This window comes from Rathayibacter sp. AY1A4, assembly GCF_002930955.1.
In the GTDB taxonomy this organism is placed as follows: Bacteria; Actinomycetota; Actinomycetes; order Actinomycetales; family Microbacteriaceae; genus Rathayibacter.
The window spans coordinates 148090-174287 of sequence record NZ_PSTN01000001.1 but is presented as its reverse complement, the minus strand read 5'-3'; the positions used below and the strand labels follow the sequence as shown (position 1 = coordinate 174287).

The following is a 26198-nucleotide window of genomic DNA, read 5'->3' as shown; positions in this document are numbered from 1 at the left end:
GTCGCGGAGCTCTGCTAGCCTCAGCGGCGATCCGGTGGCCGCACCGGGCAGGCAGGCTCGGGAGGCTCGCATCGCCGCTGCACGCGATCGGCCGCGCCATGGGCTCCGCCGCCCGCTGCTGATCGTCCTGGCCGTCGTGGTGGTCGCGGCCCTCGTCGTAGTCGCCGTGCGGCTCCTCGAGCGGAGCGACGGAACTGCTCCCGTGGCCTGCGCGCCGTCGTCCGTTTCCGCGTCGCCCGCGCCTGCCATCGGCTCGGTCGACGACTACCTGGGCGGCCGGTCCTACCTCCGCGGCGTCAACGTGTTCGATCTGCAGTCGCGCGTCGACGTCGGAGTCGACTGCACCGCCGGGAATCCGGCCGAGAGCTACGAGTTCCTGGCGGACCGCGGGCTCACCCTGGTCCGGCTCGCGGTGCCCTGGTCGCTCCTGCAGCCGCAGGCCGACGGGGAGAGCACCGACGACGCTCTGGCGAAGGGGCTCGATCCGGCGGCGGTCGCGCTGCTCCGGACCGAGATCGCCGCCATCGGCGCCGCCGGCATGCGCGTCGTGCTCGACCTGCACAACAACGGCACCTATCCGGCGAGCCAGGGCGATCTGCCCGAGGGGACCGTCTGGTTCGGATCCGGGCTCTCGGTATCCCAGGCGCAGAGGGTCTGGACCCTGCTCGCGGCGGAGTTCCAGGACGACGGACGCATCGCCGCCTACGACCTCTTCAACGAGGTGAAGCGGTCGCTGGTCCCCGTCGAGACCTACAAGGCCTACACGCAGGCCGTGGTGTCGGCCGTCCGGGGGACGGGCGATCGGCACACGATCTGGGTCGAGGGGATGCGGGAGGCGACGACGGGCACGGTCGCCGCGATCGCACCCGAGGGGCCGTGGATCCAGGACCCGCTGGACCGGATCGTGTACTCGCAGCACTTCTACCCCGGCGGCACGGGCACGACCCTGCGCTCGGACAAGCAGGGCGGCAACGACGAGCAGGTCTTCGTGGCGGCGGTGACGACCTTCGGGCAGTGGTGCCGGCGGTACGGGGTGCACTGCTCGGTCGGGGAGGTCGGCTGGCCCAGCGATCACAGCCTCTCTCTCACCGCGGGCGGCGCTGGCTCCTGGACGGACGTCGGCGAAGCCTTCTACACGGCCGCCGACAGCTACGGCCTCGACGTCACGTACTTCGGCTCCACGAGGAAGTCGGACTGCGGCTGGCTGATGGCCTACTGCGGCGACGATCACGAGATCGACGACGCGCGCTCCCAGAGCTCCGTGATCGAGGCGCACCTCACGCGCTGAGCGCAATTGTCCCCCTCGTGGGAGGGGGTCTCCTCGAATAAGCCTCACTCGCGCCACCCGCCGACGACCCCTTCCGACAATGGGGGCGCGGGGCTCTCCCCGCGCCCACGACCGCATGTCCGGGAGGCCCCCCTTGATCGGCGACCGAGCCACTCACGAGAACCCGGGGCGTCCCGCCTCCCTCCTGCGTCGCGGTGTCCTCGCCGCCGGTGCGATCGGGGCGGTCGGCGCCTGGAGCGCCGCCGCAGCCCCCGCCGCCGAGGCCGCGGTCACGATCTCGCAGGGCGAGCTCGACCGGATCGCCGTGGTCGCCTCCGCCGCCCGCTTCTCGGGCATCGACGCGACCGGCGCGACGGACTCGAGCGCCGGCCTGCAGAAGGCGATGAACGCCGTCCCCGAGGGCGGCCTGCTGGTGATCCCGACCGGCACCTACCTCGTCGGGACCTCGCTCTACCCCCGGCTCGCCAAGTCCCTGCGGGTGAGCGCGCACGGGGCGACCCTCGTCGCCACCTCGTCGAAGCCGATCTTCTCGGTCTCCGGGGCCTACGGCACCGTCCTCCCCGTCACCGCCGTGACGATCGCCGCTCCGGCCGGAGCCTCCGCCGTGTCGCAGCTGAGCGTCGGCGGCACACCGGACTGGGCTCCCGGCACGATCGTGAAGATCGTCTCGGACGACCCGATCCCGGAGCGCCGGCCGGGGGACGGCGTCGTCGAGTCCCGCCTGGGCGAGTTCGCGGTCGTGCGCTCCTCGTCCGGATCGACGGTGGTGCTCGGCGGAGTGCTCCGCGAGACCTACAGCACCAACATCCGCGTCGCGCAGATCTCGGACCAGACCTTCTCGATCGAGGGAGGCACCCTGATGGTCGCGGCCGCGCGCGCGACCGCGTCGAACGAGCCCCTCGTCTACTTCTCCCGCCTGCGCTATCCGCAGCTGCGCTCGGTGACGGTCACCCGCGCCTCGGGACCGGTCTTCCGCTTCACCTCCTGCTACGGATACCTCGTCGAGGACGCGGTCGTGCGCTTCGCGACCGACGACGCGGGCTCGTCGATCCTGGGGTACGGCGTCTCCGACGTCGGGAGCAGCTTCGGCCAGGTCGACCGCGGCGTGTACTCGCATGTGCGCCACTCCTACTCCGACGACACCAACCGCGTCGCGGCCAACAGCGATCTCGCCGGCTACGGCCGCACCTACGGCACGGTCGTCTCGGGAGTGAACGCGCTGATGACCACCTCGAGCGCCTTCGACACGCACCACTGCTCGGAGGGAGTGACCTTCATCGGCTGCACGGCCACCTCCGGCATCGGCCAGGGCAGCCAGGGGCAGTCCGGGTACCAGCTGCGGGGGATCGGGCACCGGGTCGTGGACTGCACGGCCCGCTTCGTCGAGAACGGCGTGATCGTGCAGGACGAGGCCAAGGGCGGGGACTCGCGCTCGCACCAGATCAACGGATTCCGCGCGTTCGACGCCCGGGGAGCCGCGGTGCGCGTCGTCCGTCGACCCGCCGGGCACCCGAGCGCCGGCGTCTTCGACCCCTCGCCGACGGTGACGGCCTCGGACATCTACGCCGAGCGAACCGGAGCGCTGCTGGTCAGCTACAACGCCTCGGTCGTGCTGGCCGGAGGCGTGTTCCGCGCGGGCGCGAGCAATCCCGGCACCGGCGATTACCACGGCATCTACTCCGAGAACAGCCTGCTGCGGATCCGCGACACCATCCTCGACTTCGAGGCCAACACCTCCGGCACGCCCCGGCCCATCGGCTCGGGCAGCACAGCGGGCGCGGTCCCGGGTCAGCAGCGCACGGAGATCGACGGACTGGAGGTGCGCAGCACGCCCGACGTGGTCGCCCGCACCTGGGGCGTCTTCAGCGGAACGGACCACCTGGTGCGCGCCCGCAATGTGCGGTTCAGCTACCCGTTCCGCTACATGCCGGGGGAGAACCTGTCGCCCCAGTCGTCCATCGAGTGGCGGTGCGACGTGCCCGCCGACGGAGCGACCGAGGTCGCCACGTCCGGCGTCTTCGTCTGGGGCAACAACGAGGTCACGACGACCCAGAAGCGCCTGCCGCTCTCACCCGACCCGGTGATCATGGTGCGACTGGTGTCCACGAACACGCTCACGATGGCGGCCCTGCCTTCGGGCTCCGTCTTCGGTCAGCGGCTGCACCTGCTGCACGCCGGGGCACGTCCCGTCACCGTGCGCCACGGTGCGGCGGGCGGCACCGCGCTCACCGGTGGTCAGGACGTCGCCGTCGATCCGGGCGGGCAGCTGCTGCTGTTCTGGGACGGCGGGGCCTGGCGGCAGTCGGTCTAGCCGTCCGGCTGCGCGGACGGCCGGCGCCCGACGGTGCAGCCGCGTCAGCGGGGCAGGTGCTGCCGGTGCCGCTTCGGCGATTCGGCCTTCGACGGCGGCACCGGAGGCGTCTTCGCTCGCCGAGCAGCGACGGCCACGGCGAAGACCAGGGGCCAGAGCGCGAGGGGCACGCCGGGGTTCGAGAAGTGGCTGTGGATGGTGGAGATCACCACGAGCACGACCAGCAGGATCGCGACCGGGAACACGGCCGCGGCTCCGAGCATCCGGCGGGAGCGGAGCACGACGGCGAATGCGACCAGCAGCAGCAGGACCTCGGGGAGGAGACCGAGGACCCCGCTCGCGATCAGCGTGCGCATCCACTCGGACTCGGGCGACACCCACACCAGCGAGGACGGCCGCACGGGCCAGCCCTTGTCGACGGCCGAGTAGACCTGGGTGCCCCAGCCGCTGAGCGGACGCTCCGCGATGGCGGGGAGGGTCTCCGTCACCCAGATGTTGACCCGGTAGCCGATGGTCTGCGGCAGCCAGGAGTACTGGGCGATCGCGTACTGCGACTGCCCGGACTGCTGCTCCAGGCGTGCGGCGATGCTCTGCCCGAGCACGAGCCAGCCGGCCGCCAGCACGGCCACCCCCGAGAGCACCAGGACGGGGCGGGCCTTCAGCCGCAGGGCCGTGAGAGCCAGGATGACCGCTGCGGCGCCGATCGTCGCGAACGTCAGCGTCGTGACGGCGCCCGCGAAGAGCACGGTGAGGGCCGCGACCGGCCAGGGGGCGAGCTTCGTGCCCGCGGAGCTGATGATGAGGTCGACGCAGGACGCCGCGATCACGCAGGCGAGGTACCCGCCGAGAGCGGTCCAGTGGCCGATCGTCGACGTGCCCCGGATGTCCCAGCCGCTCGAGAGCCGCTCGGCGAGACCGCCGGAGCTCGTGATCTGCACCAGCACCTCGTTGACGCCGGGCACGCGCAGCAGCTGCGCGATCGCGATCAGCGCGACGAGCACGCCCGGTGCGCTGAACCCTCGGAGGAACGGCGCCAGGTCCGACGGAGCGCGGACGACCATACGGACCGGGAAAGTGGCCGCATAAGCGACACCGACAGTGAGGAGCACGCCGATGAAAGGCGAATGCCTCAACTCGCCCGAATTCACGAGCTCGAGCATTCCCCAGGCGATGAGGACAAGAAGGAAGGAGTAGTCGAGAGAAGTCAGTCTCACTCGGGCGAGAGGAGCCCTGTCCTTCCAGAGGAGTGCCGTGAGGAAGGACAGCCCCACGAGCAGCATGCTCACTCCCTGGAAAGGGCCGAGAGCGTTGATCTGGACTCCGACGAGTCCTGCCGCGGAGCCCAGGAGCACGCCTACCAGAAGCGGCCTTCTCGCTCGTCGAGGATCACTCGAGGGCATTCCGTGCCGCGCGACTCTCTGCCGCCCGTTGGGGGGGACAAGAGCTGACCGATTGTTCGAGATGGGATCGTCTTCCGTCGAGAGCGCGGGCGCCGCTCGCTAGCGGTGATATCACGCGGTGAGGCAGATGTGCCGAGTGCCGTTAGTCTAGGTCGGCGTCGTGATTCTCGCATGCCGCAGGACGAGGAGAGCATACTTCTGTGCCGAAGATCGACGTGGTCCACTGGAATCCCGCACAGCCGATCAGTCGCGCCCCCTGGGCCCGATTCGTGCCGATCCGCAGGAGAGTCGACAACTTCGGCGATCTGCTCGGCCCGATGATCGTGGAGCGGATCCTGCAGCGCGAGGGGATCTCGCCCGGCTCCGCGCCCGAGCGCCGCCGACTGCTCGCCGTGGGGTCGATCCTCAAGCTCGCCCGCGACGGGGACACCCTGTGGGGCATCGGGGCGAACGGCAAATCGCTGGACGCACGGTTCGATTTCACCGACCTCGACGTCCGGGCCGTCCGCGGTCCTCTGACCCGCGGCTTCCTCCGTGCCCGGGGCATCGCCGTCCCCGAGGTCTACGGCGACCCGGGCCTGCTCGTCGGCACCCTCTGGGGTCGCGACGAGCTGCGCCGCAACACCCCCGACCGCCGGGTGACCGTCCTCCCCAACTTGAACGATCTCCGTCGGATGCGCGCCGACGGGACCGCCCCGCGGGCGGAGGACGGCCTCGTCGAGCCGACGCGCCCCGTCCTCGAGGTGCTGGGCGCGATCGCGGCGAGCGACCTCGTCGTCGGTTCGTCCCTGCACGCGATCGTCGTGGCGGAGTCGCTCGGGATCCCGGCTCGGCTCGTGGCCTCGGCGAGCGAGCCCGATTTCAAGTACCGGGACTACTACGAGGGCTCCGGACGCGCGGGCTTCACTCCGGCCGCGACCGTCGCCGAGGCGATCCAGGCGGGGGGCGAGCCGCCCCTGGACTGGCGTCCGGACGCGCTGCTCGAGGCCTTCCCGCGCGATCTCTGGGGGAGCGTCGTCGAGGCTGCGCGGTGACGATCGCCGGTGACGCCGCCCGCGGCGCCGCTGCCACGCTCGGCGGGCAGTGGATCCGCTTCGTCCTGCAGCTGGGCGCGCTCGCGGTCCTCGCGCGGCTTCTGAGCCCGGACGACTACGGAGTGGTCTCCATGGTGCTGGCCATCGCCGGAGTCGCGACGCTCCTCGGCGACTTCGGGCTCTCCATGGCGTCGATCCAGTCCAGCGACGTGACCGACGCCCAGCGCAACAACCTGCTCTGGATCAACGTCCTCCTCGGGCTGGTGCTGGGCGGGATCGTGTTCCTGCTCGCAGTGCCGATCGCTGCGTTCTACGGGCGCGACGAGCTCGTCCCGGTCTGCCAGGCGCTGTCCGCGGTGTTCGTGGTCAACTCCGTCACGGCCCAGTTCAAGGCCGAGGTCTCCCGCCGCTTCCGGTTCCGCTGGCTCGCCGCCTCCGATGTGCTGGCGCAGCTCGTCGCCTCCACGGGCGCGGTCCTGCTCGCGCTGTCGGGAGCGGGCTACTGGGCCCTCGTCGCCCAGCAGCTGCTGGTCGCGGTCACGACCCTGGTCGTCCTGGTGATCGGTGCCGGCTGGCTGCCCGGCCTGCCCTCGCGCACGCAGGGCATGCGCGCGTTCCTCGGCTTCGGCGCGAACACGGTCGGGGTGCAGCTGGTCAACTACATCAGCGGCAACGCCGACAGCGTGTTGATCGGCCGGGTCTGGGGAGCCGGCGCGCTGGGCGTCTACGACCGCGCCTACCAGATCTTCCGGATGCCGCTCCAGCAGATCGCCGCGCCCATGACCAGGGTCGCCTTCCCCGTGCTCTCGCGGATGAAGGACAGCCCGGAGTTCGAGCGGTACGTGCAGCGGGCCCAGCTCGTGCTCGCCTACGTCATGGGCGGAGTCTTCTTCGCGGCAGCCGCGCTCGCCGACCCGATCATCGAGATCGCGCTCGGCCCCGGCTGGGACGACTCGAAGACGATCTTCCGGATCCTCGCGATCGGCGGCGTCTTCCAGGCGCTCGGGTTCGTCTACTACTGGGTGTTCCTGGCGAAGGCGCTGACCGGGCTCCAGCTGCGGTTCAGCATCGTCTCGCGCTCGCTCATGGTCGTCTTCATGGCGATCGGAGTGGTGTGGGGGCCGATCGGCGTCGCGATCGGCAGCACCGCCGGCCTCGTCCTGAACTGGGTGGTGCTCTCGTTCTTCGCGGTGCCGCGCGCCGGCATCGACGTGAGGGCGCTCCTCCTGCAGGCCTGCCGTCCGCTCGCGCTCGGTGTCGCGATCGTCGTCGTCTCGCTGCCCGCGCTGGCACTGACCGCCGGGCTCGGCGCCCTGGGGCAGCTGCTGATCGTGGGCGCGATCGACCTGGCGATCGCCGGGCTCGCCGTCCTCCTCCTCCGGGCCTACCGGGAGGACGCGCGGCTCCTCCAGCGGACCGTCCTGGCGATCCGCCGACGCTGAGGTCGCCGACGTCGCGGAGGGCGCCCGGCCCGGGCGCCCCGGCGGTCAGAGGGTCAGCGACCTGCGGAGCCCGGCGAGGCGCTCCCGCCCCACGGCGAGGTCGGCCAGGAGCCGGTCCCTCTGACCGAGCAGGGCCTGCGCCCGCTCCACGGCGTCGGCCTCGCCGGTGACGTCCTTCTCAGCGAAGGCAACCGGCAAGGTCGTGACTGCGGCGAACGTGCGGCGCACCTTCTCCGGGTCGCTCGTGGTGAAGCCGATCGGGACGGCGCCCTCGGTCATCCCGAGGATGAGGGCGTGGATCCGGTCGCTGACGACCGCGGCGCAGTCGCGGTAGAGCTCGCGCACCCGCTCCTCGTGGTCGGCGTGCGAGACGGAGGCGTCCCAGCTCAGGACGGTGCCGTCCAGGTCACGGGCGAGCTCGCCGCAGCGCTGCTCGTCCTCCTGCATCTGATCGACGACGACTACGCGGGCGTCGAGCGAGCGGGCGAGTGCGCGCACCGTCCCGAGCCAGACCGCGGTCGGGGCCGGACGGTCTCCCCTCAGCGCGACGGCGATCGTGCGGCGCTGATCCGCGGGACGGAACCGCTCGGGCGCGCTGCCCAGCGCGAAGGCCCAGTCCGGAGCGACGGTCCCGACGCCCAGATCGGCACGGCTGTCGGGGTCGCGCCAGCTGATCGTCCCGGTCAGGGAGAGCATGCGTCGGAACCACCGGCGGGGGAGGGATCCCTGGTCCCGCCGCAGCGCGATGCCGAGCGCGACGGGGCGGCCGCCGCCGAGGCGCGAGCGGGTCAGCAGCGCCGTCTGCCAGGCGGAGTTGACGAGGAAGCGGCGATCGAGGACCCATTCGCCCGCGTTCAGCGCGAAGCCCATGCGGGAGCCGCGCGGGCCGACGGCGAGGGCGGCACGGAGCCAGCTCGAGCGGGAGTGGTAGACCACGTCCTCCGTGGACAGGCCCAGGCCCGAGATGTACGCGGAGTGGGTGCCGGCGTAGACGTGCAGCTGTCCTTGATCGCGCAGTGCGTCGAGGTACGCCCGGCGGAGCACCGAGTCGCCCAGGTTCTCCTTCTGGCCGCTCGGGTTGACGAAGATGCGGGTGCTCATGAGGTCCCTCTTGTTCGGCGGGCACGAGCGACGGGGGCGTCGACCGCGAGGTGGTAGGCGCGGGCGTAGGACGCGCCGACGGCGCTCCAGTCGCGTCCCGCGAGGACGGGTCCCGATGCGGGGAGATCGGCGGTCGCACGGACGGCGGCGAGCAGGTCGTCGCGGTCGATCCCGCCGTCGAACATGCGCACCCACTCCTGCCCGACCTCGTCGGCGAGCAGGACGTTCGCCGGGGTGCGCGGCACGAGGACGGGGCGGCCGAGCGACAGCGCGACCAGCAGGATGCCCGAGTTGTGCATCTCGGTGTAGGGGAGGATCACCAGCTGCGACGAGGTCATCTCGGCGACCATCTCCTCGTCCGGCACGAAGCCGAAGCGCGTCGTGACCCGGGCGTCGAGGGAAGCGGCCCGGGCGATCCGCTCGGCGAGGGCGGCGGGCGCCTTGCCGACGACGCCGAGGACGAGCTCCGGATCGTCCAGCTCCCGGAAGACCTCGACCAGGCGCTCGACGTTCTTGTAGGGCTCGATGCGGCCGAAGTACAGCAGGCGTCCCGGTTGCATCGGGGCGCTGTGCTCGAGCGGGAGCACGTCCCGGTAGTGGCCGTGCGGGATGAGGACGGAGCGTGCACTCCCCGGCACCGGCGTCACCCCCGTCAGGGTCACGAAGAGGTCCGTGCGGCGCTCGAGAGCGGACAGGAGCACCGTCTCGATGCGACCCCCGGGGGCGTGCGGCTCGAGATTGTGCAGAGTGCGGACCACTTTTCCCCGAGAGAGCGACGATCGAGCGATAAAGAGCGCGAACAATGCCGTCCGCGCCGCGGCTATCGGCTTCGATCTCCCTCTCATCAGGAATTCCGGCCAGTGGACGTGGAACACGTCCCATCTGCCGATCAAAGCCTTTCTCCAGGAGAAGAAGGAGAAGTCGATATCCTCTGGAGCGAAGCGCGTCACCTGGTCGACGAATCGTGTGGTTCCGTCCGGCGGAGCGACGGAGAGGAGGACTCGGACGGTATTCCTCTTCGGGGCCGGATCGGTCACGCGTCATTCCCTTTCGAAGTGTTCAGGATATGGAGTCCCATTCGGGAATCCGACGATTGTCGGTCGGACGAACGGGTGTCATGCCCTCGTCCCGCACTGTCTGTAATACTCGACGAACCGAGGTGAAGGCTAATCGAACGGGTTCGCGGGCGAGGTGAACGATTCTCGCCGTCATGACCCCCCAACGGGTAGCCGTACCGGTCTCGGTCCCGAATTCCCCGGTGTTACCGTCAAGTGATCCGTCTGGAGACCCTCGCCCCGTGAAAGCACTGTATCTATCCGGCGCTCCGCGCCTGTCGACCAAGCCCTCCACCGAGAGTCTGGGCCCGCGCTCGCACATTCTCGGCGTGATCAACGGCTTGGAGCAGAGCGGCGTCCGGGTCGAGCGCTTCATCGTCGGCGACGCGATGCCGGAGGCGGTGCACGGGCAGGGGTCGGAGAGCCGCATGTCCGGCTCGCGCCTGTCCATCGTGGCGACCGACGTCTTCCGGCTGGTCTCCCGGGTGCGCTCGCGCTTCCAGCTGAAGCGCCGGGTCTCCGGGTCGACCGCCGACTTCGCCTACGAGCGGTACGCGCTCTTCCAGGAGCTCGGCTCCCTCGCCCGTCGCGCCACCGGGGCCGTCTGGGTCCTGGAGGTCAACGCCCTCCTCGCCGTCGAGGCGACCAGCGAGCGACGGGCGACCACCAGCCGCGCGCTCGCCGAGTGGATGGAGGGACGCACTCTCCGCCGCGCCGATCTGATCGTCGCCGTCACGGACGCCCTCGCCGACCAGCTCACCGCCCGGTACGGCATCCCCCGGGAGCGCATCCTCGTCGTCGCCAACGGCGTCGACCACACCGTGCACCGCCCCGCAGAGATCGTGGACGGGACCCGCACCCCGAGGATCGGGTTCCTCGGCACGCTCTACCCGTGGCAGAACGTCTCCTCGCTGGTCGAACTGCTGGCCTCGGAGGACCTGGGCGAGGTCCACCTCGACATCGCCGGCGACGGACCGGTCCGCGCCGACCTGGAGAGGCAGGTCCACGAGCTCGGCCTCGCGGATCGTGTCACCTTCCGCGGACGGGTGCACCCCGATGACGTCCCTGCCTTCCTCGCCGGCGTCGACCTCTGCTTCGCCGGACACTCCAGCGCCAACGGCAGCTACTTCTCCCCGCTGAAGCTCTGGGAGTACCTCGCCGCGGGCAAGCCGGTGGTCGCGAGCCGGCACGACGTGACGGCGGGCCTCCAGCGCGAGGGCTATCCCGTCGTCTGCTACGACTCGGCAGGAGAGGAGGACCTGCGCAGTGTCCTCACCGAGAGCGTCCGCTCGCTGCCGGAGCTCTCCCGGGTCGCCGCCGACCGTCAGCGCGACGTCTGGGCCGAGCACTCGTGGGCCCGCCGCGTCGAGACCATCGTCACCTCCGTGAAGGAGACCGCATGACAGCCGCTGCGCGCACTGCGCTCCCCTTCGACCTCGGTCATGTGGACGCCCGGACCGCTCCGGAGATGATCGCCGAGATCCTCGCCGGCGAGCACCGCGGCCGCATCATCGGGAACCTCAATCTGCACGGGCTCTACATGGCGCAGACCGACGAGCACTTCCGCCGGTTCTGCGAGAAGGCCGACACCGTGCTGATCGACGGCTGGCCGATCCTGGCGCTCGCCCGAGGAACGGCGGTCGACTCGCCTCTGACTCCGCAGCACCGCATCGGCAGCACCGACTGGCTGTTCCCGCTGATCGAGAACGACGAGCCTCTGGTGGTGGTCGCCGTGGGCGGCACGCCGGAGTCCTCGGCCAAAGCGGCGGAGGCGGTCGCCGCCCGCACGTCCCGGATGACCTGGCTCGCGTACGACGGATTCGACCAGCAGTGGCACGGCATAGGCGACGAGCGGCCGCTCGCCGAGTCGCTCGCCCGTGCCGATCTCGTCCTGGTCGGGATGGGCATGCCCCGCCAGGAGCGCTGGATCCTGGAGAACCGGGACCTCGCCCCGCGGGCGGCGTTCGCGAACGTGGGGGGCTGCCTCGACTACATCGCCGGCACGCAGGCGCTCGCCCCGCGGTGGATGGGCGCCCTGGGCGTGGAGTGGCTGTTCCGCCTGGCGCGCGACCCGCGCCGCCTCGCGGCCCGCTACCTCCTCGAGCCGCTGCAGCTGCTCCGCATCGTCCTGTCCGGTCGGTCCCGCGCGAAGCGGACGCCCGGCCCGTGCGACTCTCCGCGGCCCTCCGGCCGGGTGTCGACCGGAGTCGGCCCGCACTGATCCCCGCGGCGGGCCGCCTCAGGCCTGAGCGGAGTACTTCTCCTCGGTGGCGGCCTTTGCGGGGCGCCACCAGTCCTCGTTGGCGCGGTACCAGTCGATGGTGGCGGCGAGTCCGGCGTCGAAGTCGGTGTAGCGGGGGCGCCAGTCGAGTTCGGTGCGCAGGCGGGTGGAGTCGATGGCGTAGCGGAGGTCGTGTCCGGCGCGGTCGGTGACGTGGTCGAAGGCGTCCTCGGGTTGTCCGAAGGCGGTGAGGATGCGGGTGACGACGTCGAGGTTGCTCTTCTCGCCGTCGGCGCCGATGAGGTAGGTCTCGCCGATCTCGCCGCGGTCGATGATGGCCCAGACGCCGGTGTTGTGGTCGTCGACGTGGATCCAGTCGCGGACGTTGGCGCCGGTGCCGTAGAGCTTGGGGCGGATGCCGTCGATGGCGTTGGTGATCTGGCGGGGGATGAACTTCTCGACGTGCTGGTAGGGGCCGTAGTTGTTGGAGCAGTTGGAGATCGTGGCGCGCACGCCGAAGGAGCGCACCCAGGCGCGCACGAGGAGGTCGCTGGCTGCCTTGGTCGAGGAGTAGGGGCTGGAGGGGTTGTAGGGGGTGTGCTCGGTGAAGCGCGCGGGGTCCTCGAGCTCGAGGTCGCCGTACACCTCGTCCGTCGAGATGTGGTGGTACCGCACGTCGTGCGCGCGCATTGCCTGCAGGAGCGCGAAGGTGCCGATGACGTTCGTCGCGAGGAAGGGCGTCGGGTCGTGCAGGGAGTTGTCGTTGTGCGACTCCGCGGCGAAATGGACCACCAGATCCGCGTCGGCGACCAGCCGGTCCACCAGCTCGGCGTCGGCGACGTCGCCCTCGACCAGCCGCACTCGGTCGGCGACGGGGGCGAGGGAGTCGCGGCTGCCTGCGTAGGTGAGCTTGTCGAGCACGGTGATCCGCGCGTCGGGACGCTCGCGCAGGGTGAGGTGGACGAAGTTGCTGCCGATGAAGCCGGCACCGCCGGTGACGAGGATCCGCACGGGTTCTCCTGGAGGTCGGGAAGGTCGGGGGAGGCCGGGCTCAGCGGCCCGCGTTCACGCCTTCGAGGCTGAGCAGGCGGTGGAGGTAGGCGCCGTATCCGCTCTTGACCAGCGGTGCGGCGAGCTCGGCGAGGCGGGCGTCGTCGATCCAGGAGTTGCGCCAGGCGATCTCCTCGATGCAGCCGATCTTGAATCCCTGCCTCTGCTCGATCACGCGCACGAACTCGGTCGCCTCGATCATGGAATCGAAGGTCCCGGTGTCGAGCCAGGCCGTTCCCCGGTCGAGGACCTGGACGTTCAGCCGCCCCGCCTCGAGGTAGCGCTCGTTGATCGTCGAGATCTCGAGCTCGCCGCGGGCCGAGGGCGTGATCGTCTTCGCGATCGCCACGACGTCGTTGTCGTAGAAGTAGAGGCCGGGCACGGCGTAGTTGCTGCGCGGCTGCTCGGGCTTCTCCTCGATGGAGACGGCTCGGAAGTGCTCGTCGAACTCGACGACGCCGTAGGCGCGCGGGTCGGCGACCTGGTAGGCGAAGATGACGGCGCCCTCGATCGTGGTGTTCGCCGCGAGGGCGGTGCCCAGGGCGGTGCCGTGGAAGATGTTGTCACCCAGGACCAGGGCGACGGACTCGTCGCCGATGAACTCCTCGCCGATCAGGAACGCCTGCGCGAGCCCGTCGGGGGAGGGCTGCACGGCGTACTCGATCCGCATGCCCAGGCTCGACCCGTCGCCCAGCAGGGCGCGGAACTGGTCGTTGTACTCGGGGGTCGTGATCACGAGGACCTCGTCGATCCCGGCCATCATCAGCGTCGACAGCGGGTAGTAGATCATCGGCTTGTCGTAGATCGGCATCAGCTGCTTCGAGATGCCCTTGGTGATCGGCCACAACCGCGACCCCGAACCACCCGCGAGGACGATGCCCCTCATCGGAGCAGCCCCGGGTGAGGAGCGGCGGCGGGGGTCCGCTGCACCGCCGAGGGGAGCGTGAAGATCTGCGGGGAGAGGGTCACGGAGCCGACTCTATCGGCGGCGCCTCGGTGCCTCCGCATGCCGGTGCAGCGGGCGCGGAACCCGTGGCGGGGACTGACGGTCGAGCGACCGCTGCCGACGCGATCCGACTCCGTGAGCGGCGCGCACGCCGCCTCCGCGTCCGTATCGCGCCTCCCACTCGGAGGCCGCCGGGCACGGGGATAACTTCTCCGACGTCCGCGGCTCCGCCTGCCGCGACGGAGAGAGGTACCGCCCTGTGCACGAGGTCATCGACCAGCGGGACTCCGCGCTCCTTACGTCTCCCGGTCCCTGCCGCCGATTCCCCCTGACGGGGGGAGTCCGCCCGTGCTGACCATCGGGATCGTCGCCCTCGATGCCTGGCACGCGGCTCCGCTCGAGCGCGCCTGGCGCCGCCAGGGACACCGCGTGGTCGTGGTGACCGGTGACCCGGAGGGGTTCAGCGGGGCGGAGCTCCGCACCAGCGTGCTCGCCCGCTTCCTCGAGCCCGCCAGCCGGAGGGGCGCCGGGTCCGTCGGGCTCGCCGTCGTCACGCGCCGGGCCCGCCGACTGCTCGCCCCGGAGCGGCCCGACCTCGTGGTGGCTCTCCCGGGGACGGCCGTGGAGCTCGCCGGGCTCGCTCCGACGACCGTCCTCCTGGCCGACGACCTCCCGGCGCTCCCGCGCCTCCGGTTCGAGGAGGAGCGCCGCGGTGCTGTCGTCGTCACCCCGACGGAGCGGCTCGCGTCCGCCCTCGCGGGAACGGTCGTGCCCCTGGGCCTGCCGGACGCGTCGTTCCCGACACCGTCCGCCCCCGACGGGCCCCTCCGCTTCGCCGCCGTGGGAGCATTCGGTCTCGACCGGGGCGCCGAGCGGCTCGATCTCCTCGCCCGGCTGGACGGCACCGAGTACGTCACCGTGATCGACGACGGCGGCGGCATCGCCGACGACCTCGCGTCGGGGCTGCGCTCCGTCGGCGAGCAGGACCGCGACGGCGTCGTCGAGGTGCTCCGCCACTCCCACGTGTACGCCCACCTGACGCCGTCGACGACCGGCGCGGCCGCCGGACTCGACGCGCTGGCGAGCGGGCTGCCGGTCCTCGCGATCGAGTCGAGCGTCCTGGCCGATCTCTGCGCGGCGGGGGCGGGCGTGGTCCTCTCCGACGACGCGACGCGCGAGGAGTACGAGGACGCCCTCCACCGGCTCCGGCGCGAGTGGACGGCTCTCTCCCGGGGAGCCGCCGAGCTCGCGCGGGAGCGCCCGTGGTCCGTCGCGGCCGAGGAGATCCTCGCCCTCGCGGAGGGACGCGTCCGTGTCGCCTGAACCGGTCCCGGCTGTCGGCGCCTCCGCCGACGCGATGCTGCCGAACGCCGTCGCCCTGCGCCTGGCCGCCGTGCTGGTGCAGTACACCCTGCGGACGCACGGCGTCCGCAGCCTCGTGGTGAAGGGCGAGGGTCTGCACCGCCAGGGGATCCGCGCGCCGATGACGTCGGCCGACGTCGACCTCTGGGTCGACCCCGAGCGCTTCGACGAGGCTCTCGGGCTGCTCGCCTCGATGGGCTGGCGCCGCCGCGCCGAGGCTCTCAGCTGGACGCTCTTCGTCGACCACTCGATCACGCTCGTCCACCCCTCGTGGCCGTGCGACGTCGACGTCCACCGCTCCTTCCCGGGTGCCTTCGAGGAGGAGCGGATCGTCTTCGACCGCCTCTGGGCGGCCGCCGAGGATCTGCCGCTGAGCGACGAGACCCTGCGGATCCCCGGGCGCGCGCACCACCTCGTGCTGCACGCCCTGCACCAGCTGCGCAGCGCGCGCTCCGCTTCGGCGACCACGGCGCTGGCGGTTCTGAAGGCGCACGGCGCCGGCCTTCCGAGCGAGGAGCGCGAGGCGATCCGCGACGCGGCCGTCGAGCTCGGCGCGCAGACGCCGATGACGGAGCTCCTCACCTCCTGGGGAGTCCCCTCCGCGCCCGAGGAGCGCTACCGGCACGCCCAGACTCTCTGGGACGTGCGCCGCAGCTCCGACCGGCACACCTTCAACTGGCTGCACGCCGTGGCGTCCGCTCCCTGGCGCCTGAAGGGAGGCCTGCTGCTGAGAGCCGCCTTCCCCACCCGCGCGGATCTCGAGGCGAGCCATCCCGAGGCGACGACGGTCCGGCGTCGGCTCCGGCTCCGGGGGGAGCGGACCCTGCGGGCGCTCCGAGGCCTCCCCTCCGCCCTCACCGGTTTCGCCCGGGTGGCGCTGAGCGGCCGCAGCGAGGAGCAGGGCCCGGCGTCCTCGTTCGAGGCGATCGCGGTGGCCACGGCGCCGGTGAGCGACCTCCCGGCCTCGTCCGACCCCGCGGCGAGCGCCGTGCATCCGGTGGAGGGCTCCGCCGAGGCGCAGGGTGGCAGCGCGCCGCCGGCCCAGCGCTTCGCCGTCGAGCGCACGGACCGTCAGGTCTACGTGCTCGACCTGTCCCGCCCGTCGGTGCCCCCGATCGTGCTCTCGCTGAGCGCCGCCTCGGTCTTCGAGGCCGTGATCCGGCAGCGCCGGCCCCGGGACGAGGTCGTCGACCTCCTCGCCGATCACTACGACGTCGACCGCGGGACGATGGGCCGCGACGTCGACGCCGTCCTGGCCGAACTCGACGTCCGCTTCCCGGGCGCGGTTCCCGACGGGGCGCTCTCATGAGGGCCGCCCGTTCCCGATCCCTGCGGATCCTGCACGTCCTCGACTCCTTCGAGGACGGCGGAGCGCAGCGTGTGGCCCTCTCCCTGGGCGCGTGGAGCCGCGAGCACGGCTGCGAGACCGCCTACTGGGGGCGTCCCGGGCCGCTCAGCGACCGCGCCGCGCAGGAGTCGCCCGTCTTCGTGGTGCCGAGACCCGGACAGGGCTTCGCGGCCGATCTCCGCGAGCTCGCTCTCGCCGTCCGCCGGTTCCGCCCGCACGTCCTGCACGCCCACCAGCGCCGCGAGGCTCTGCTGGCCCTCCTCGTCGGCGCCGCGCTCGGTGTCCCCGTGGTCGAGCACGCGCACACCGAGCTGCCCGGGATCGACAGGCGAGCGCTCTCCTTCCGCTCCCGGCGGGTGTTCGCCGTCTCCGCCTCCGTGGGGCGGATGGTCGTCGAGGGCTACGGCCGCCCGCAGGAGCGCGTCGTGGTCACCGGCAACGCCCCGGCGAACGTCACCGCGGAGCCCGCGCTCGCGCCGGAACTCGCCGAGCCGGTCGTCCGCGTCCTCGGCATCGGGCGGCTCGCGGAGCAGAAGGACCCGGTCCGCTTCCTCGCGGCCGTCGAGGCCCTCGCCCGGGTCCGGCCCGTCACCGGCACCTGGCTCGGCGACGGTCCGATGCTGCCGGTGCTGCGCGAGCGCGCCCGGGGAGCCGGAGTGGTCGACTTCGCCGGTCCGTCGGCGGACGTGACCGGAGCGCTGGACGCGGCGCACCTCCTCCTGTCGACCTCGCGGTGGGAGGGGACTCCGCTCGTGATGCTGGAGGCGATGGCCCGCCGTCGCCCGGTCGTGGCGACCGACGTCGGCGGTGTGGGCGAGCTGCTCGCCGACGGTCGGGGCCTCCTGCTCCCCGCCGACGCCGACGGGGAGCGGATCGCCGAGCTCCTCGCCGCCGCTCTGGAGCGACCCGAGGGGCTCCTGATGCAGGCCGACCGCGCGAAGGCGTGGGTGGACGAGGCCGCCTCACCCGACGCCGTCTTCGGACCCGTCGTCGCCGCCTACCGCGAGCTCGGGGGCCGACGGTGAGCGGGGGCGTGCACTCGGTGACCGTCGTGGCTCCCTGCTACAACGCGATCGCCCGGCTCGACGGCTTCCTCGCGCGGCTCGCACTCACTCTCGGACCGGGGATGCGGGTCGTCCTCGTCGACGACGCGTCCTCGGACGGCACGGCGGAGGTGCTCGAGAAGTGGGCCGAGGGACGCGAGGACGCCCGGGTCCTGCTCCTCGAGCAGAACGGCGGCGTCGCTGCCGCCCGGAACCGCGCCCTCGACGGCATCGACTCCGAGTTCGTCTGGTTCGTGGACGTCGACGACGAATGGGACACGGAGATCCTCCGGACCCTCACCGCCGAGGCCGAGCGGACGGCGGCCGACGTCGTCGTCTGCCGGGCGCTCTACCGCACCCGGCAGTCGACCTCCGGACGCGTGATCGACGGGCTCGACCGGCGCGAACTGGTCTCGTCCGAACTCGCTCTCGAGCGGATGGCGTCCGGGCGCCTGCACGGCTTCCTCTGGAACAAGCTCTTCCGCCGCGCCGTCCTGCAGGAGGAGCTCTTCCCGCGCTTGAGCTCCCAGTCCGACTTCGTCGGCGTGCTGCGGGCGGTCCAGGCGTCGGAACGGGTGCTCTTCGTGCCGGAGATCCTCTACTCCTACGTCCACACGGCGTCCTCGATCACCCGTCGGCGCGACCCGGACCTCCGGAACCTCCTGGTCTGCGCCGAGGAGATGCGCGCGGCGCTCGCCCGAACGTTCGAGGAGGTGCCGCGCCCGCTGTCGGACTGGTTCACGACCTGGTTCTACGCCGTCCCCGTCGCGCTCACCCCGATCCGCCAGAACTCCGACGCGGCGCTCGTCGAGACCGGCGTCCGGCTCGGGTCCGAGGCGCTGCGCGACGTCCGCGTGCTCCGCTCCGCGCGGTCGCCGCGGCTGCTCGTCCTGGGGCTGGTGCTCAAGCGCGTCCCCGCCGCCTTCACGGCGCTCAGCCGGATCCTCTACGCCGTGCACGACACCCGCCGCCGGCTCTCCGATCGGAGGAGCACCCGGTGGACGACGTGACCGTCCCCGTGCAGGCGGCCGCGACCGGCCCCTTCCGCACACCAGCTCCGTTCCCTCCCTCCCGCACCGACCCCCGAGGAGCACCGGCATGACCTCCTACATCACCGGCCGCATCGAGCGGATGCCGGCCAGCATCACCACGCTCGACGAGGCGGCGGAGGCCGTGCTCGAGCTGTCCCGGAGCGGCCGCGACGAGCTGGTCGTCACGCCGAACACCGACCACTTCGTGCGCTGGAAGCACTCCGGCGAGTTCCGGCGGTACTACGGCCGGGCGTCCCTCGTGGTGCTCGACGGGGCGCCTCTGGTCTGGCTGGCCCGCTCGTACGGCCACCGCACGGCGAGCCGCGTGACGGGCATCGACCTCTTCACCGAGGTCTGCCGCCGTGCGGCGCTCGAGGGTGCGCCGGTCGCTCTCATCGGCGGACGCCCCGGAGTCGGCGATCGCGCAGCCGCCGAGCTGCAGCAGCGCTTCGCCGGGCTCCAGGTTCCGGTCGTCGTCTCGCCGGAGCCGGCCGAGCTCGCGGACGACGCCTACCTCGCCCGCCTCTCCTCGACTCTGCGCACGGCCGACGTCCGCATCGTCGCGCTCTGCCTCGGCTCCCCCAAGCAGGAGGAGGTCCGCGAGCGCCTGCTCACCGTCGGCGGCACGGGAGCGGTGTGCCTCGGCGTCGGCGCCGCCGTGGACTTCCTCGCCGGCGAGATCCCGCGGGCGCCGCTCGTGGTGCAGCGCCTCGGCCTCGAGTGGGCGCACCGGCTCAGCCGGGAGCCCGGCAGGCTCTGGCGGCGCTATCTGGGCGACGCCGTGCGGGTGCTGCCGAGCGTGGTCGCGGCCCTCCGCTACCGGGTGCGCCGTGCCGTCCGCTGAGCACGCGGGCGGCGTCGCCGGCGAGAGGCCGCTGGTCCTGGTCTGGAAGCGCGCGTGGCTGCAGGACTCCGAGACGTTCGTCCGCAATCAGATGCACGGACTCGAGCGCTGGCGCGCCCTCGGAGTGGGCCTCGAGCGCACCGGCTCGGGCGTCCTCCACGACCGCACGGACATCGTCCTGCACGATCCGATCACCCCTCGCGGGCGGCGGTCCCTCCTCCTGCGGTGGTTCGGAGTGTCACGACGGCTCGACGCGATCGTCGATGAGCACCGGCCCGCCCTCATCCATGCGCACTTCCTCATCGACGCCGTCTCCATCGCGCGATATGCACGGAGGAGGCGCCTCCCGCTCGTCGTGACGGGGCACGGCTACGACGTGACCAGCTGGCCGCTCGCGACCGGAGCTCCGCGCCTGCTCCGACCCCTCGCCCGCGCTCACCGCGCCCTCGAGGCCCGCGCCGTCTTCCGCACCGCGCACGCGGTGATCGGGGTCTCCCGCTTCATCACCGACGGGCTCCTGCGCCTGGGGGCGGACCCGCGGCGCACTGGAGTGGGCTACATCGGCGTCCCGACCTCCCGCCCCGAGGCCGCACCGGCTGCGGAGCGCGCGGGAATCGTCTTCGTCGGACGCCTCACCGACAAGAAGGGCGTCCCGGATCTGCTCGAGGCGGTCGCCGCCCTCCCCGGACCGATCCGCGACGTCCCCCTGACCGTCGTCGGCGACGGCCACCTGCGGGAGGCACTCGTCGAGCAGGCGGCGCGGCTGCGCCTGCGGGTGACCTTCACCGGCTCCCTGCCCCCCGCCGAGGTCGCTCGCCTCCTCGCCGGCGCCGCGGTCTTCTGCGCACCGTCGCGGACCGCGGCGACAGGCGACTCCGAGGGCTTCGGCATGGTCTTCCTCGAGGCCGCGCTCGCAGGCGTCCCTGTCGTCTCGTACCGCCACGGCGGCGTCCCGGAGGCGGTCCAGGACGGCGTCACCGGGCTGCTCGTCCCGGAGGGGGACGTGCCCGGCCTGACCGGGGCGCTCGCCGCCCTGCTCCGGGACCCGGACCGCGCGACGCGGATGGGCGCGGCCGGGCGGGAGCGCGTGCTCGCCTCGTTCGACCTCGCCGAGCGGATCCGCGACCTCGAGGACCTCTACGACCGGACGGCCGGGCGGTCAGCGTCGACGACGGACGGAGATCGCGGATGAGCCGCGCCGAGCACCGCGCCGACGATCCGCGACCTGGCCTCCGTCCGGCCTCCGCCGGGCGGGAGAGGTGAGCCTGCGCCGGAGCACCGTCGACGCGACCGCCTGGACGGCGGTCTCGTTCGCCGTCGCGCTCGTCGTGCAGCTCGGGCAGTTCGCGCTCCTGGCGAGACTGCTGGACCCCTCCGAGATGGGGATCATCGCGATCGTCGCCCTGCTCAACGCGTTCGTCGACATCTTCCTCGGCATGGGGGTCGCCCAGGCGATCATCCAGCGCCGGCGGGCGACCAGCTTCGAGCTCTCGTCGGTCTTCTGGCTCAACCTCTCCGTCGGGCTCCTGGTCACCGTCGCCGTCCTCCTGGGCGCCGCACCGATCGCCTCCCTGCTCGGGTCCGCCGCCGCGGCGCCGGTCCTCACCGTCGCCTCGCTCGTGTTCGTGGGCAGCGCAGCCGGGCAGGTGCCGAGAGCGGTGCTCGAGAAGGGGATCCGGTTCCGAGCGGTCGCCGTGTCCGAGACGATCGCTCTCGTCGGCGGCTTCGCCGTGACGGTCTGCCTCGCGGTCTCGGGCGCGGGGGCGCTCTCCTACGCGTGGGGGCTCGTCGCGACCGCGGCTCTGCGCTCCGTGCTCGCCCTCGTGCAGGCCCGCCGCTGGTTCCGGCTGCGGTTCCGGTTCCGGATCCGCGAGACCGCCCGCTTCCTCTCCTTCGGCGTCTTCCAGACCCTCGACGGCATCGTCAACTACCTGGGGTCGAACGCCGGCTCGCTCGCGATCGGCCGCCTGCTCGGACCGGCCCAGCTGGGCGGGTACACCCTGGGATACAACCTCGCCGTGAACCTCCCCGCGAGGGTCAACCCGATCGTGACGCGAGTGATGTTCCCGGTGTTCTCCTCGATCCAGCACGACCGCGAGCGCGTCGCGCGGAACCACCTCCGCGTCACCGCGGTGCTCAGCATGGCGAGCATCCCGCCGCTGATCTTGGTGGCGCTGCGCTCCGAGGAGATCGTGCGACTGTTCTACGGACCCGGCTGGGGCTGGATCGCGGGCATGACGAGCGCACTGACGGTGGTGGGCGCGGTGCGGGCGATCGGCAATCCGGTCGGCTTCATCCTGATGGCGATGGACCGGGTGCGGTTCGGGCTGGTCGTGAACATCGTGAAGACCGCGATCACGGTCCCGATGATCGTCGGCGGGGGAGTGCTGTTCGGACTCGACGGCTTGATCGGCGGGCTGCTGCTCTCGAGCGCTCTCGGCTTCGCCGTCACCTGCGCCGTGCTGCGGGTGGTGCTCGGAGTGCGCCTCGGTGCGTTCCTGCGCGCGTGCGCGGCGGGGCCGCTGCTCGCCGCACCGATGGCGATCGTGCTGCTTCTGCTCCGCATCCTCCCCGAGGGCGCGCCCCTGCGGCTGCTCCCGGTGGAGCTGGCGCTCGCGGGCCTCGTGCTGGGAGCGACCGCCCTCCTGGCGCCGGGGCGCGACATCGCCGAGGCGCGATCGCTCGTCCTGTCACGACTGCCCGCCCGGTTCCGGCCCGGCGCCGCCGCCCCGGTCGAGGTCGCCGTGGTGCTGGCCGCCGAGGAGCGCTTCGACGGCAGCGGGGGAGCCGTGGCGACCTGGGTCCGCGAGACGGTGTCCCGGTCCTCGCTCCGGATCGCCGTGCACGCGCCGTGGTCGTCGGCGTCACCGGGCGTGGACGTCAGGCCCCATCGTCTGTACCGGCGGATCTACGCGGTCCAGCGGCGCGCGGCACTCCTCCTGGCGCATCGACGCGACAGCGACCCCGGCGCCGAGCTGCGCCGGCTGTCCTTCGGCGGGCGCTTCTGGCTGCTGGTGCTCGCTCCGTCGCTGCGCCGTGTCCCGACGGTCTGGATCCACAACCGCCCCCGCTACGCCGTGCGCCTGCGCCGCCTGGGCTACCGGGGGCGGATCGTCGCACACCTGCACAACGACCTGCTCGATCACCTGCCGCCCGATCCCGCCGCGGCCCGGCGCTACCTCGACGCGGTCGACGAGTGGATCTTCTGCAGCGAGTTCCTGCGCGCCCGAGCGGTCGACCGGTACGGCCTGATCACCACAGCCGTCCTGTACAACGGGGTCGTCCCTCCGCCCGAGGTCCCGCCGGCGCCGCTCGGCGGGACTGCGGAGGCGGTCTTCGCCGGGCGACTGGTGGCCGAGAAGGGAGCCCGCGAGGCCGTCGAGATCGTGAGGCGGATGCGGACCGAGCACGGCGCCGATCTGCGACTGGTCATCGCCGGCGCATCGGGCCTCGGGGACGATGCGACGCCCACCCCGTACGTCCGAGCGCTCGACGAGGCGGTCGCCACCCTGCCCGGCGCCGTGCGCCGGCTCCCGTTCCTCCGGCACGAGGACCTGCTGGAGCTGTTCGGCTCCTCGGCGCTCCTGCTCTACCCCTGCCGCTGGAACGAGCCGTTCGGGATGGTGGTGGTGGAGGCGCTCTCGCGGGGGATCCCCGTCGTGACGGTCGAGCGCGGAGGCCTCCCCGAGATCCTGCGCACCTCCGACGGAGTGGTCGACGGATCCGTCCTCGTCCCACCGGGCACGGAGGAGGAGGTCGCGGACGCCGTCCTCGCGGAGCTCCCCGCCCTCATCGCCTCGCTGCGCGATCCCCGGCGACGCGCGGAGGTCGCTGCGGCGTCGCGGCGCCGAGCGGCGGACTTCGGCTGGCCGGGCATCGCCCGCCGCGCGGACGAGCTGCTGGCAGACCCCCGTGGCTGAGGCGCGGGGCCGCCGCGCGCACGCGGATCGACGTTCCGCGCCAAGCCCGTCGAGGCTCGTGCCGCGCGATTAGTGTCGGCGCGACATGCCACCTGCATCCCCTCTCCCGCCCGCGTCCGCCGACGCCACCGCCTCTCCCGTGCTGCTCGATCCGCCTCCCGCCCCGGACCGGCGCCCGCGGACGACCCTCCCGCCGCGAGAGGTCGGCCCGTCGTCCCGGAATCGGCGCGCCGCTCCTCCGCTCCGCCAGACGGAGGCCGCCACCGGCACCTCCGCGGAACGGCTCTGACATGGGTCGCCACGCCGACGACGCCCTCCTCCGCCGCCCGACCGCCTCTCGTCCCTCCGTCATCGCCGCGACCCGCGTCACCGACGCTACGGAGACCCGCGGGCGGCCGTCGCGCGCGCCGGCGGATCCCGCTCAGCGGCGGCACGAGCGGATCGTCCTCGTCTTCCTCGCGGTGCTCCTGGCGCTGAGCGTCGTGCAGCTCTACACCCTGGGCCCCGTCACCGCTCCGGTCGCCTGGAGCCTGCTCTTCCTTCCGTACTCCGTGGCGCGGCTGCGCGGCGGGCGGATCGACCGGTTCGTGGTCGTGGTCCTCCTCGTGATCGCCGGCACCCTCTTCGCGCTCACCTACTCCGGAGCACGCGCGGCCGCGCTGCGCGACGTGGTCTCCGTCGTCTCCTTCCTCACTCCGTACCTGGCCGTCCGCGGGCTCGGCGACGGCGCCTGGCGTGTCGTCGGCCGCGCCCTCAACTGGGCGGCGCCCGTGTTCCTCCTCCAGGTGACGCTCACGATCCTCTTCCAGCTCGATCCCGTGCAGGAGACCGCCTACCTCCGGTGGCCGGACGCGGTGCTGTTCTCCGACACCTACGTGCGGGACATCTTCACGACGTCCTTCAACAACGTCCTGCAGGAGAAGTCGGGAGGGTTCTTCCTCAACGGCAACATCGCCTCGATGTACATGGCCACGACCGGCGCGCTGGCCTTCGCCGTCTGGAGACGGCAGCGGGGGAGGCTCCTCCTGCTCGTCGCCGTCGCCGGGCTGGTCGGCGCCCTCTTCACGCTGTCCAAGACCGCGATCGTCCTCGCGATCGTCCTGCCCCTGCTGGTCGCCGCGATCCGCGGACTCAAGGGACGCAGCCTCGGTCCGGTCGCCTGGATGATCACCATCCCCTCCGGGATCACGGCCGTGTACGCCGTCGCCGTGTCCTTCCCTCAGCTGGCGGAGGCGGGCCTGCTCACGCTCGGGGCCCGCGGCGACTTCCTGCGCCTGGCTGCGAGTGCGTTCCCCGACAACTGGCTGCTGGGGCTGGGGTACGGCGGATGGCAGGAGCTGTGGCTGGCGCGCGGGTCGCAGTTCACCCAGCACAGCGAGCCGCGCCCGCCTCACAACCTCCTCGTCACCGCGTGGACCAACGGCGGGCTCCTGATCGCGCTCCCCGTCCTCGCGTTCCTCCTCCTCGCCACCGTCGCCGTCGTGCGCCTGCTCCTCCGGGTCGCCCGGAACGAGGCCGTCGCCGTCGGGGCGCTCGCCGTCGCCGTACTCTGGACGTTCCTGCACGGGATGGCCGACAACACCACATGGTTCGGCGATCAGCACTCGCTCGCGACGCTCGCCGTCTCCGTGGCGCTCGTGGGCGTCCTGTCGGCGGAGGCGCCCGCCACGCCGGGCCGAGTGCCTCACGGAAGCGCTCCGGCGGCCTCGGCCGGCGCGGGTCGGGCGCCGCTGCGACGGCCGCCGAGCCCCGGCCTCGGGCGGCGCTGACGCGACCGCCGCGCCGCAGCCGGTCCGGACACGGACCGCGCCGGTATCATCGACCCGTTATGGCACGCATCTACGACTGCTCCGTCGACACGGACCTCCTGACCGGCACCCGTCTCGCGCGGACGGCCATCGGCCGCGGCGAGCTCGTGGTGATCCCCACCGACACCGTCTACGGCGTCGCGGCCAACGCGTTCGACGCCGCCGCGGTCCAGCGCCTGCTCGACGCGAAGGGACGGACGAGGCAGTCGCCGCCGCCCGTCCTGATCGGGGACGTGGCCGCCCTCGACGCCCTCGCCGAGAACGTGCCGGAGGCGGTGCGTGACCTCGCGCGCGAGTTCTGGCCCGGCGGGCTCACCATCGTCCTGCACGCCCAGCCCTCACTCGTCTGGGACCTGGGCGAGACGCGCGGGACCGTGGCGCTGCGCATGCCGGACAACCCGGTCACGATCGAGCTCCTCGCCGAGACCGGCCCGCTGGCGGTCTCCTCCGCCAACCGCACCGGGCAGCCCTCGGCCACGACCGCACAGGAGGCGTTCGACCAGCTCGGCGACTCCGTCGACGTCTATCTCGACGCCGGCGCCGCCGGATCGCGCTACAGCGACCGCCCCGCGGGCGCCAGCGAGTCCTCCACGATCGTCGACGCGACAGCGCTGAGCTTCGAGGGCGGCACCCTGCGCATCCTGCGCCAGGGCGTCGTGTCGGCCGAGCGGATCCGCGAGGTCGTCGGCGACCTGCTGCCGGATCCGGACGCGCCCCGCGCCGAGACGTCGGAGCCGGACGCCTCCACGGTCGGCGCGGCGCAGGCCGGGGACCAGCAGGAGCCCGCCGAGACCGCGACCGGCAGCGACCCGTACGCCTTCGAGCGGACCCCGACAGCGCGCCCCGACTGGGCCTCCGGCGCCCGCCTGCAGGACGACTCCGCTCCCGTCGATTCCGCCGATGCGCCGGACACGGGCTCGTCGAGCACGAACGCGCCGACGCCCAACACCGGCACCGGCGCCGCCCGCACCGACGCCGCTCCGGGTGAGTAACC

At 72.5% G+C, this 26198-nt stretch carries 20 protein-coding genes; 15 read left to right on the top strand and 5 right to left on the bottom strand.

The genetic code is table 11. The features are described from left to right. The first annotated feature begins 34 nt into the window (after positions 1–34). Positions 35–1288 carry a glycoside hydrolase family 5 protein gene (locus C5B92_RS00765; protein ID WP_104349987.1) on the top strand — a complete coding sequence of 418 codons (1254 nt, stop codon included), beginning with the start codon at positions 35–37 and terminating at the stop codon, positions 1286–1288. 133 nt (positions 1289–1421) lie between these two features. Then, positions 1422–3599 carry a hypothetical protein gene (locus tag C5B92_RS00760; protein ID WP_104349986.1) on the top strand — a complete coding sequence of 726 codons (2178 nt, stop codon included), beginning with the start codon at positions 1422–1424 and terminating at the stop codon, positions 3597–3599. A gap of 44 nt (positions 3600–3643) precedes the next feature. On the opposite strand, the gene C5B92_RS00755 is transcribed toward C5B92_RS00760, so the two are convergent. After that, on the bottom strand, positions 3644–4813 hold the full coding sequence (locus tag C5B92_RS00755) for an O-antigen ligase family protein (RefSeq protein ID WP_181028709.1): 1170 nt from the start codon (positions 4811–4813) through the stop codon (positions 3644–3646). Positions 4814–5199: 386 nt separating this feature from the next. Between C5B92_RS00755 and C5B92_RS17115 the strand changes: the two genes are divergently transcribed. After that, positions 5200–6033 carry a polysaccharide pyruvyl transferase family protein gene (locus tag C5B92_RS17115; protein ID WP_104349984.1) on the top strand — a complete coding sequence of 278 codons (834 nt, stop codon included), beginning with the start codon at positions 5200–5202 and terminating at the stop codon, positions 6031–6033. Beyond that, positions 6030–7475: a lipopolysaccharide biosynthesis protein gene (locus C5B92_RS00745; RefSeq protein WP_181028708.1), complete on the top strand. Its 1446-nt coding sequence runs from the start codon at positions 6030–6032 to the stop codon at positions 7473–7475. The genes C5B92_RS17115 and C5B92_RS00745 overlap by 4 nt, the downstream gene beginning before the upstream one ends. A gap of 45 nt (positions 7476–7520) precedes the next feature. Here the strand turns inward: C5B92_RS00745 and C5B92_RS00740 are convergent, their stop codons facing one another. Then, a complete protein-coding gene (locus tag C5B92_RS00740; protein ID WP_104349983.1) occupies positions 7521–8576 on the bottom strand; it encodes a polysaccharide pyruvyl transferase family protein in 1056 nt (351 codons plus the stop codon). Further along, positions 8573–9334, bottom strand: a complete 762-nt coding sequence (locus C5B92_RS00735; protein ID WP_181028707.1) for a glycosyltransferase — start codon at positions 9332–9334, stop codon at positions 8573–8575. The genes C5B92_RS00740 and C5B92_RS00735 overlap by 4 nt, the downstream gene beginning before the upstream one ends. Before the next feature lie 539 nt (positions 9335–9873). Between C5B92_RS00735 and C5B92_RS00730 the strand changes: the two genes are divergently transcribed. Together C5B92_RS00730 and C5B92_RS00725 are read left to right on the top strand one after the other, a co-directional pair. Next, positions 9874–11034: a glycosyltransferase gene (locus tag C5B92_RS00730; protein ID WP_181028706.1), complete on the top strand. Its 1161-nt coding sequence runs from the start codon at positions 9874–9876 to the stop codon at positions 11032–11034. Beyond that, positions 11031–11852: a WecB/TagA/CpsF family glycosyltransferase gene (locus tag C5B92_RS00725; RefSeq protein ID WP_104249576.1), complete on the top strand. Its 822-nt coding sequence runs from the start codon at positions 11031–11033 to the stop codon at positions 11850–11852. Before C5B92_RS00730 ends, C5B92_RS00725 begins: the two co-directional genes overlap by 4 nt. 18 nt (positions 11853–11870) lie before the next feature. Here the strand turns inward: C5B92_RS00725 and rfbB are convergent, their stop codons facing one another. Both rfbB and rfbA read right to left on the bottom strand, forming a co-directional pair. Continuing rightward, positions 11871–12863, bottom strand: coding sequence for a dTDP-glucose 4,6-dehydratase (rfbB, locus tag C5B92_RS00720; RefSeq protein WP_104349981.1), 993 nt, complete (start codon positions 12861–12863; stop codon positions 11871–11873). A gap of 40 nt (positions 12864–12903) precedes the next feature. Then, positions 12904–13788, bottom strand: a complete 885-nt coding sequence (rfbA, locus tag C5B92_RS00715; RefSeq protein WP_104223010.1) for a glucose-1-phosphate thymidylyltransferase RfbA — start codon at positions 13786–13788, stop codon at positions 12904–12906. Between the two features lie 408 nt (positions 13789–14196). On the opposite strand from rfbA, the gene C5B92_RS00710 reads away from it, so the two are divergent. The 9 genes from C5B92_RS00710 to C5B92_RS00670 all read left to right on the top strand — a co-directional run bounded on the left by C5B92_RS00710 (position 14197) and on the right by C5B92_RS00670 (position 26196). Continuing rightward, on the top strand, positions 14197–15171 hold the full coding sequence (locus C5B92_RS00710) for a hypothetical protein (RefSeq protein ID WP_104255061.1): 975 nt from the start codon (positions 14197–14199) through the stop codon (positions 15169–15171). Continuing rightward, a complete protein-coding gene (locus tag C5B92_RS00705; RefSeq protein WP_104255060.1) occupies positions 15161–16519 on the top strand; it encodes a PqqD family peptide modification chaperone in 1359 nt (452 codons plus the stop codon). The genes C5B92_RS00710 and C5B92_RS00705 overlap by 11 nt, the downstream gene beginning before the upstream one ends. Continuing rightward, positions 16516–17583, top strand: a complete 1068-nt coding sequence (locus C5B92_RS00700; RefSeq protein WP_104255059.1) for a glycosyltransferase family 4 protein — start codon at positions 16516–16518, stop codon at positions 17581–17583. Before C5B92_RS00705 ends, C5B92_RS00700 begins: the two co-directional genes overlap by 4 nt. Positions 17584–17591: 8 nt before the next feature. Further along, the gene (locus C5B92_RS00695; RefSeq protein ID WP_181028705.1) at positions 17592–18611 is read left to right on the top strand and encodes a glycosyltransferase family 2 protein; all 1020 of its coding nucleotides are present in this window, start codon (positions 17592–17594) and stop codon (positions 18609–18611) included. A gap of 88 nt (positions 18612–18699) precedes the next feature. Then, complete coding sequence (locus C5B92_RS00690; RefSeq protein ID WP_104255058.1) at positions 18700–19476, top strand: WecB/TagA/CpsF family glycosyltransferase; 777 nt, start codon at positions 18700–18702, stop codon at positions 19474–19476. Further along, positions 19463–20668 (top strand): glycosyltransferase, encoded by a 1206-nt coding sequence (locus tag C5B92_RS00685; RefSeq protein WP_104255057.1) that lies wholly within the window; start codon positions 19463–19465, stop codon positions 20666–20668. The genes C5B92_RS00690 and C5B92_RS00685 overlap by 14 nt, the downstream gene beginning before the upstream one ends. A 67-nt stretch (positions 20669–20735) precedes the next feature. Then, positions 20736–23396, top strand: a complete 2661-nt coding sequence (locus tag C5B92_RS00680) for an MOP flippase family protein (protein ID WP_104255056.1) — start codon at positions 20736–20738, stop codon at positions 23394–23396. Between the two features lie 290 nt (positions 23397–23686). After that, positions 23687–25165 (top strand): O-antigen ligase, encoded by a 1479-nt coding sequence (locus tag C5B92_RS00675; RefSeq protein ID WP_104255055.1) that lies wholly within the window; start codon positions 23687–23689, stop codon positions 25163–25165. Between the two features lie 59 nt (positions 25166–25224). Continuing rightward, the gene (locus tag C5B92_RS00670; protein WP_104255054.1) at positions 25225–26196 is read left to right on the top strand and encodes an L-threonylcarbamoyladenylate synthase; all 972 of its coding nucleotides are present in this window, start codon (positions 25225–25227) and stop codon (positions 26194–26196) included. Positions 26197–26198 lie beyond the last annotated feature (2 nt).

Bases quoted from the DNA above. Each gene is read 5' to 3' on its own strand.
- C5B92_RS00740 (WP_104349983.1), bottom strand. From the start codon at position 8,576: ATGAGCACCCGCATCTTCGTCAACCCGAGCGGCCAGAAGGAGAACCTG.
- C5B92_RS00675 (WP_104255055.1), top strand. From the start codon at position 23,687: ATGGGTCGCCACGCCGACGACGCCCTCCTCCGCCGCCCGACCGCCTCT.
- C5B92_RS00670 (WP_104255054.1), top strand. From the start codon at position 25,225: ATGGCACGCATCTACGACTGCTCCGTCGACACGGACCTCCTGACCGGC.
- C5B92_RS00690 (WP_104255058.1), top strand. From the start codon at position 18,700: ATGACCTCCTACATCACCGGCCGCATCGAGCGGATGCCGGCCAGCATC.
- C5B92_RS00700 (WP_104255059.1), top strand. From the start codon at position 16,516: ATGAGGGCCGCCCGTTCCCGATCCCTGCGGATCCTGCACGTCCTCGAC.
- C5B92_RS00725 (WP_104249576.1), top strand. From the start codon at position 11,031: ATGACAGCCGCTGCGCGCACTGCGCTCCCCTTCGACCTCGGTCATGTG.
- rfbA (WP_104223010.1), bottom strand. From the start codon at position 13,788: ATGAGGGGCATCGTCCTCGCGGGTGGTTCGGGGTCGCGGTTGTGGCCG.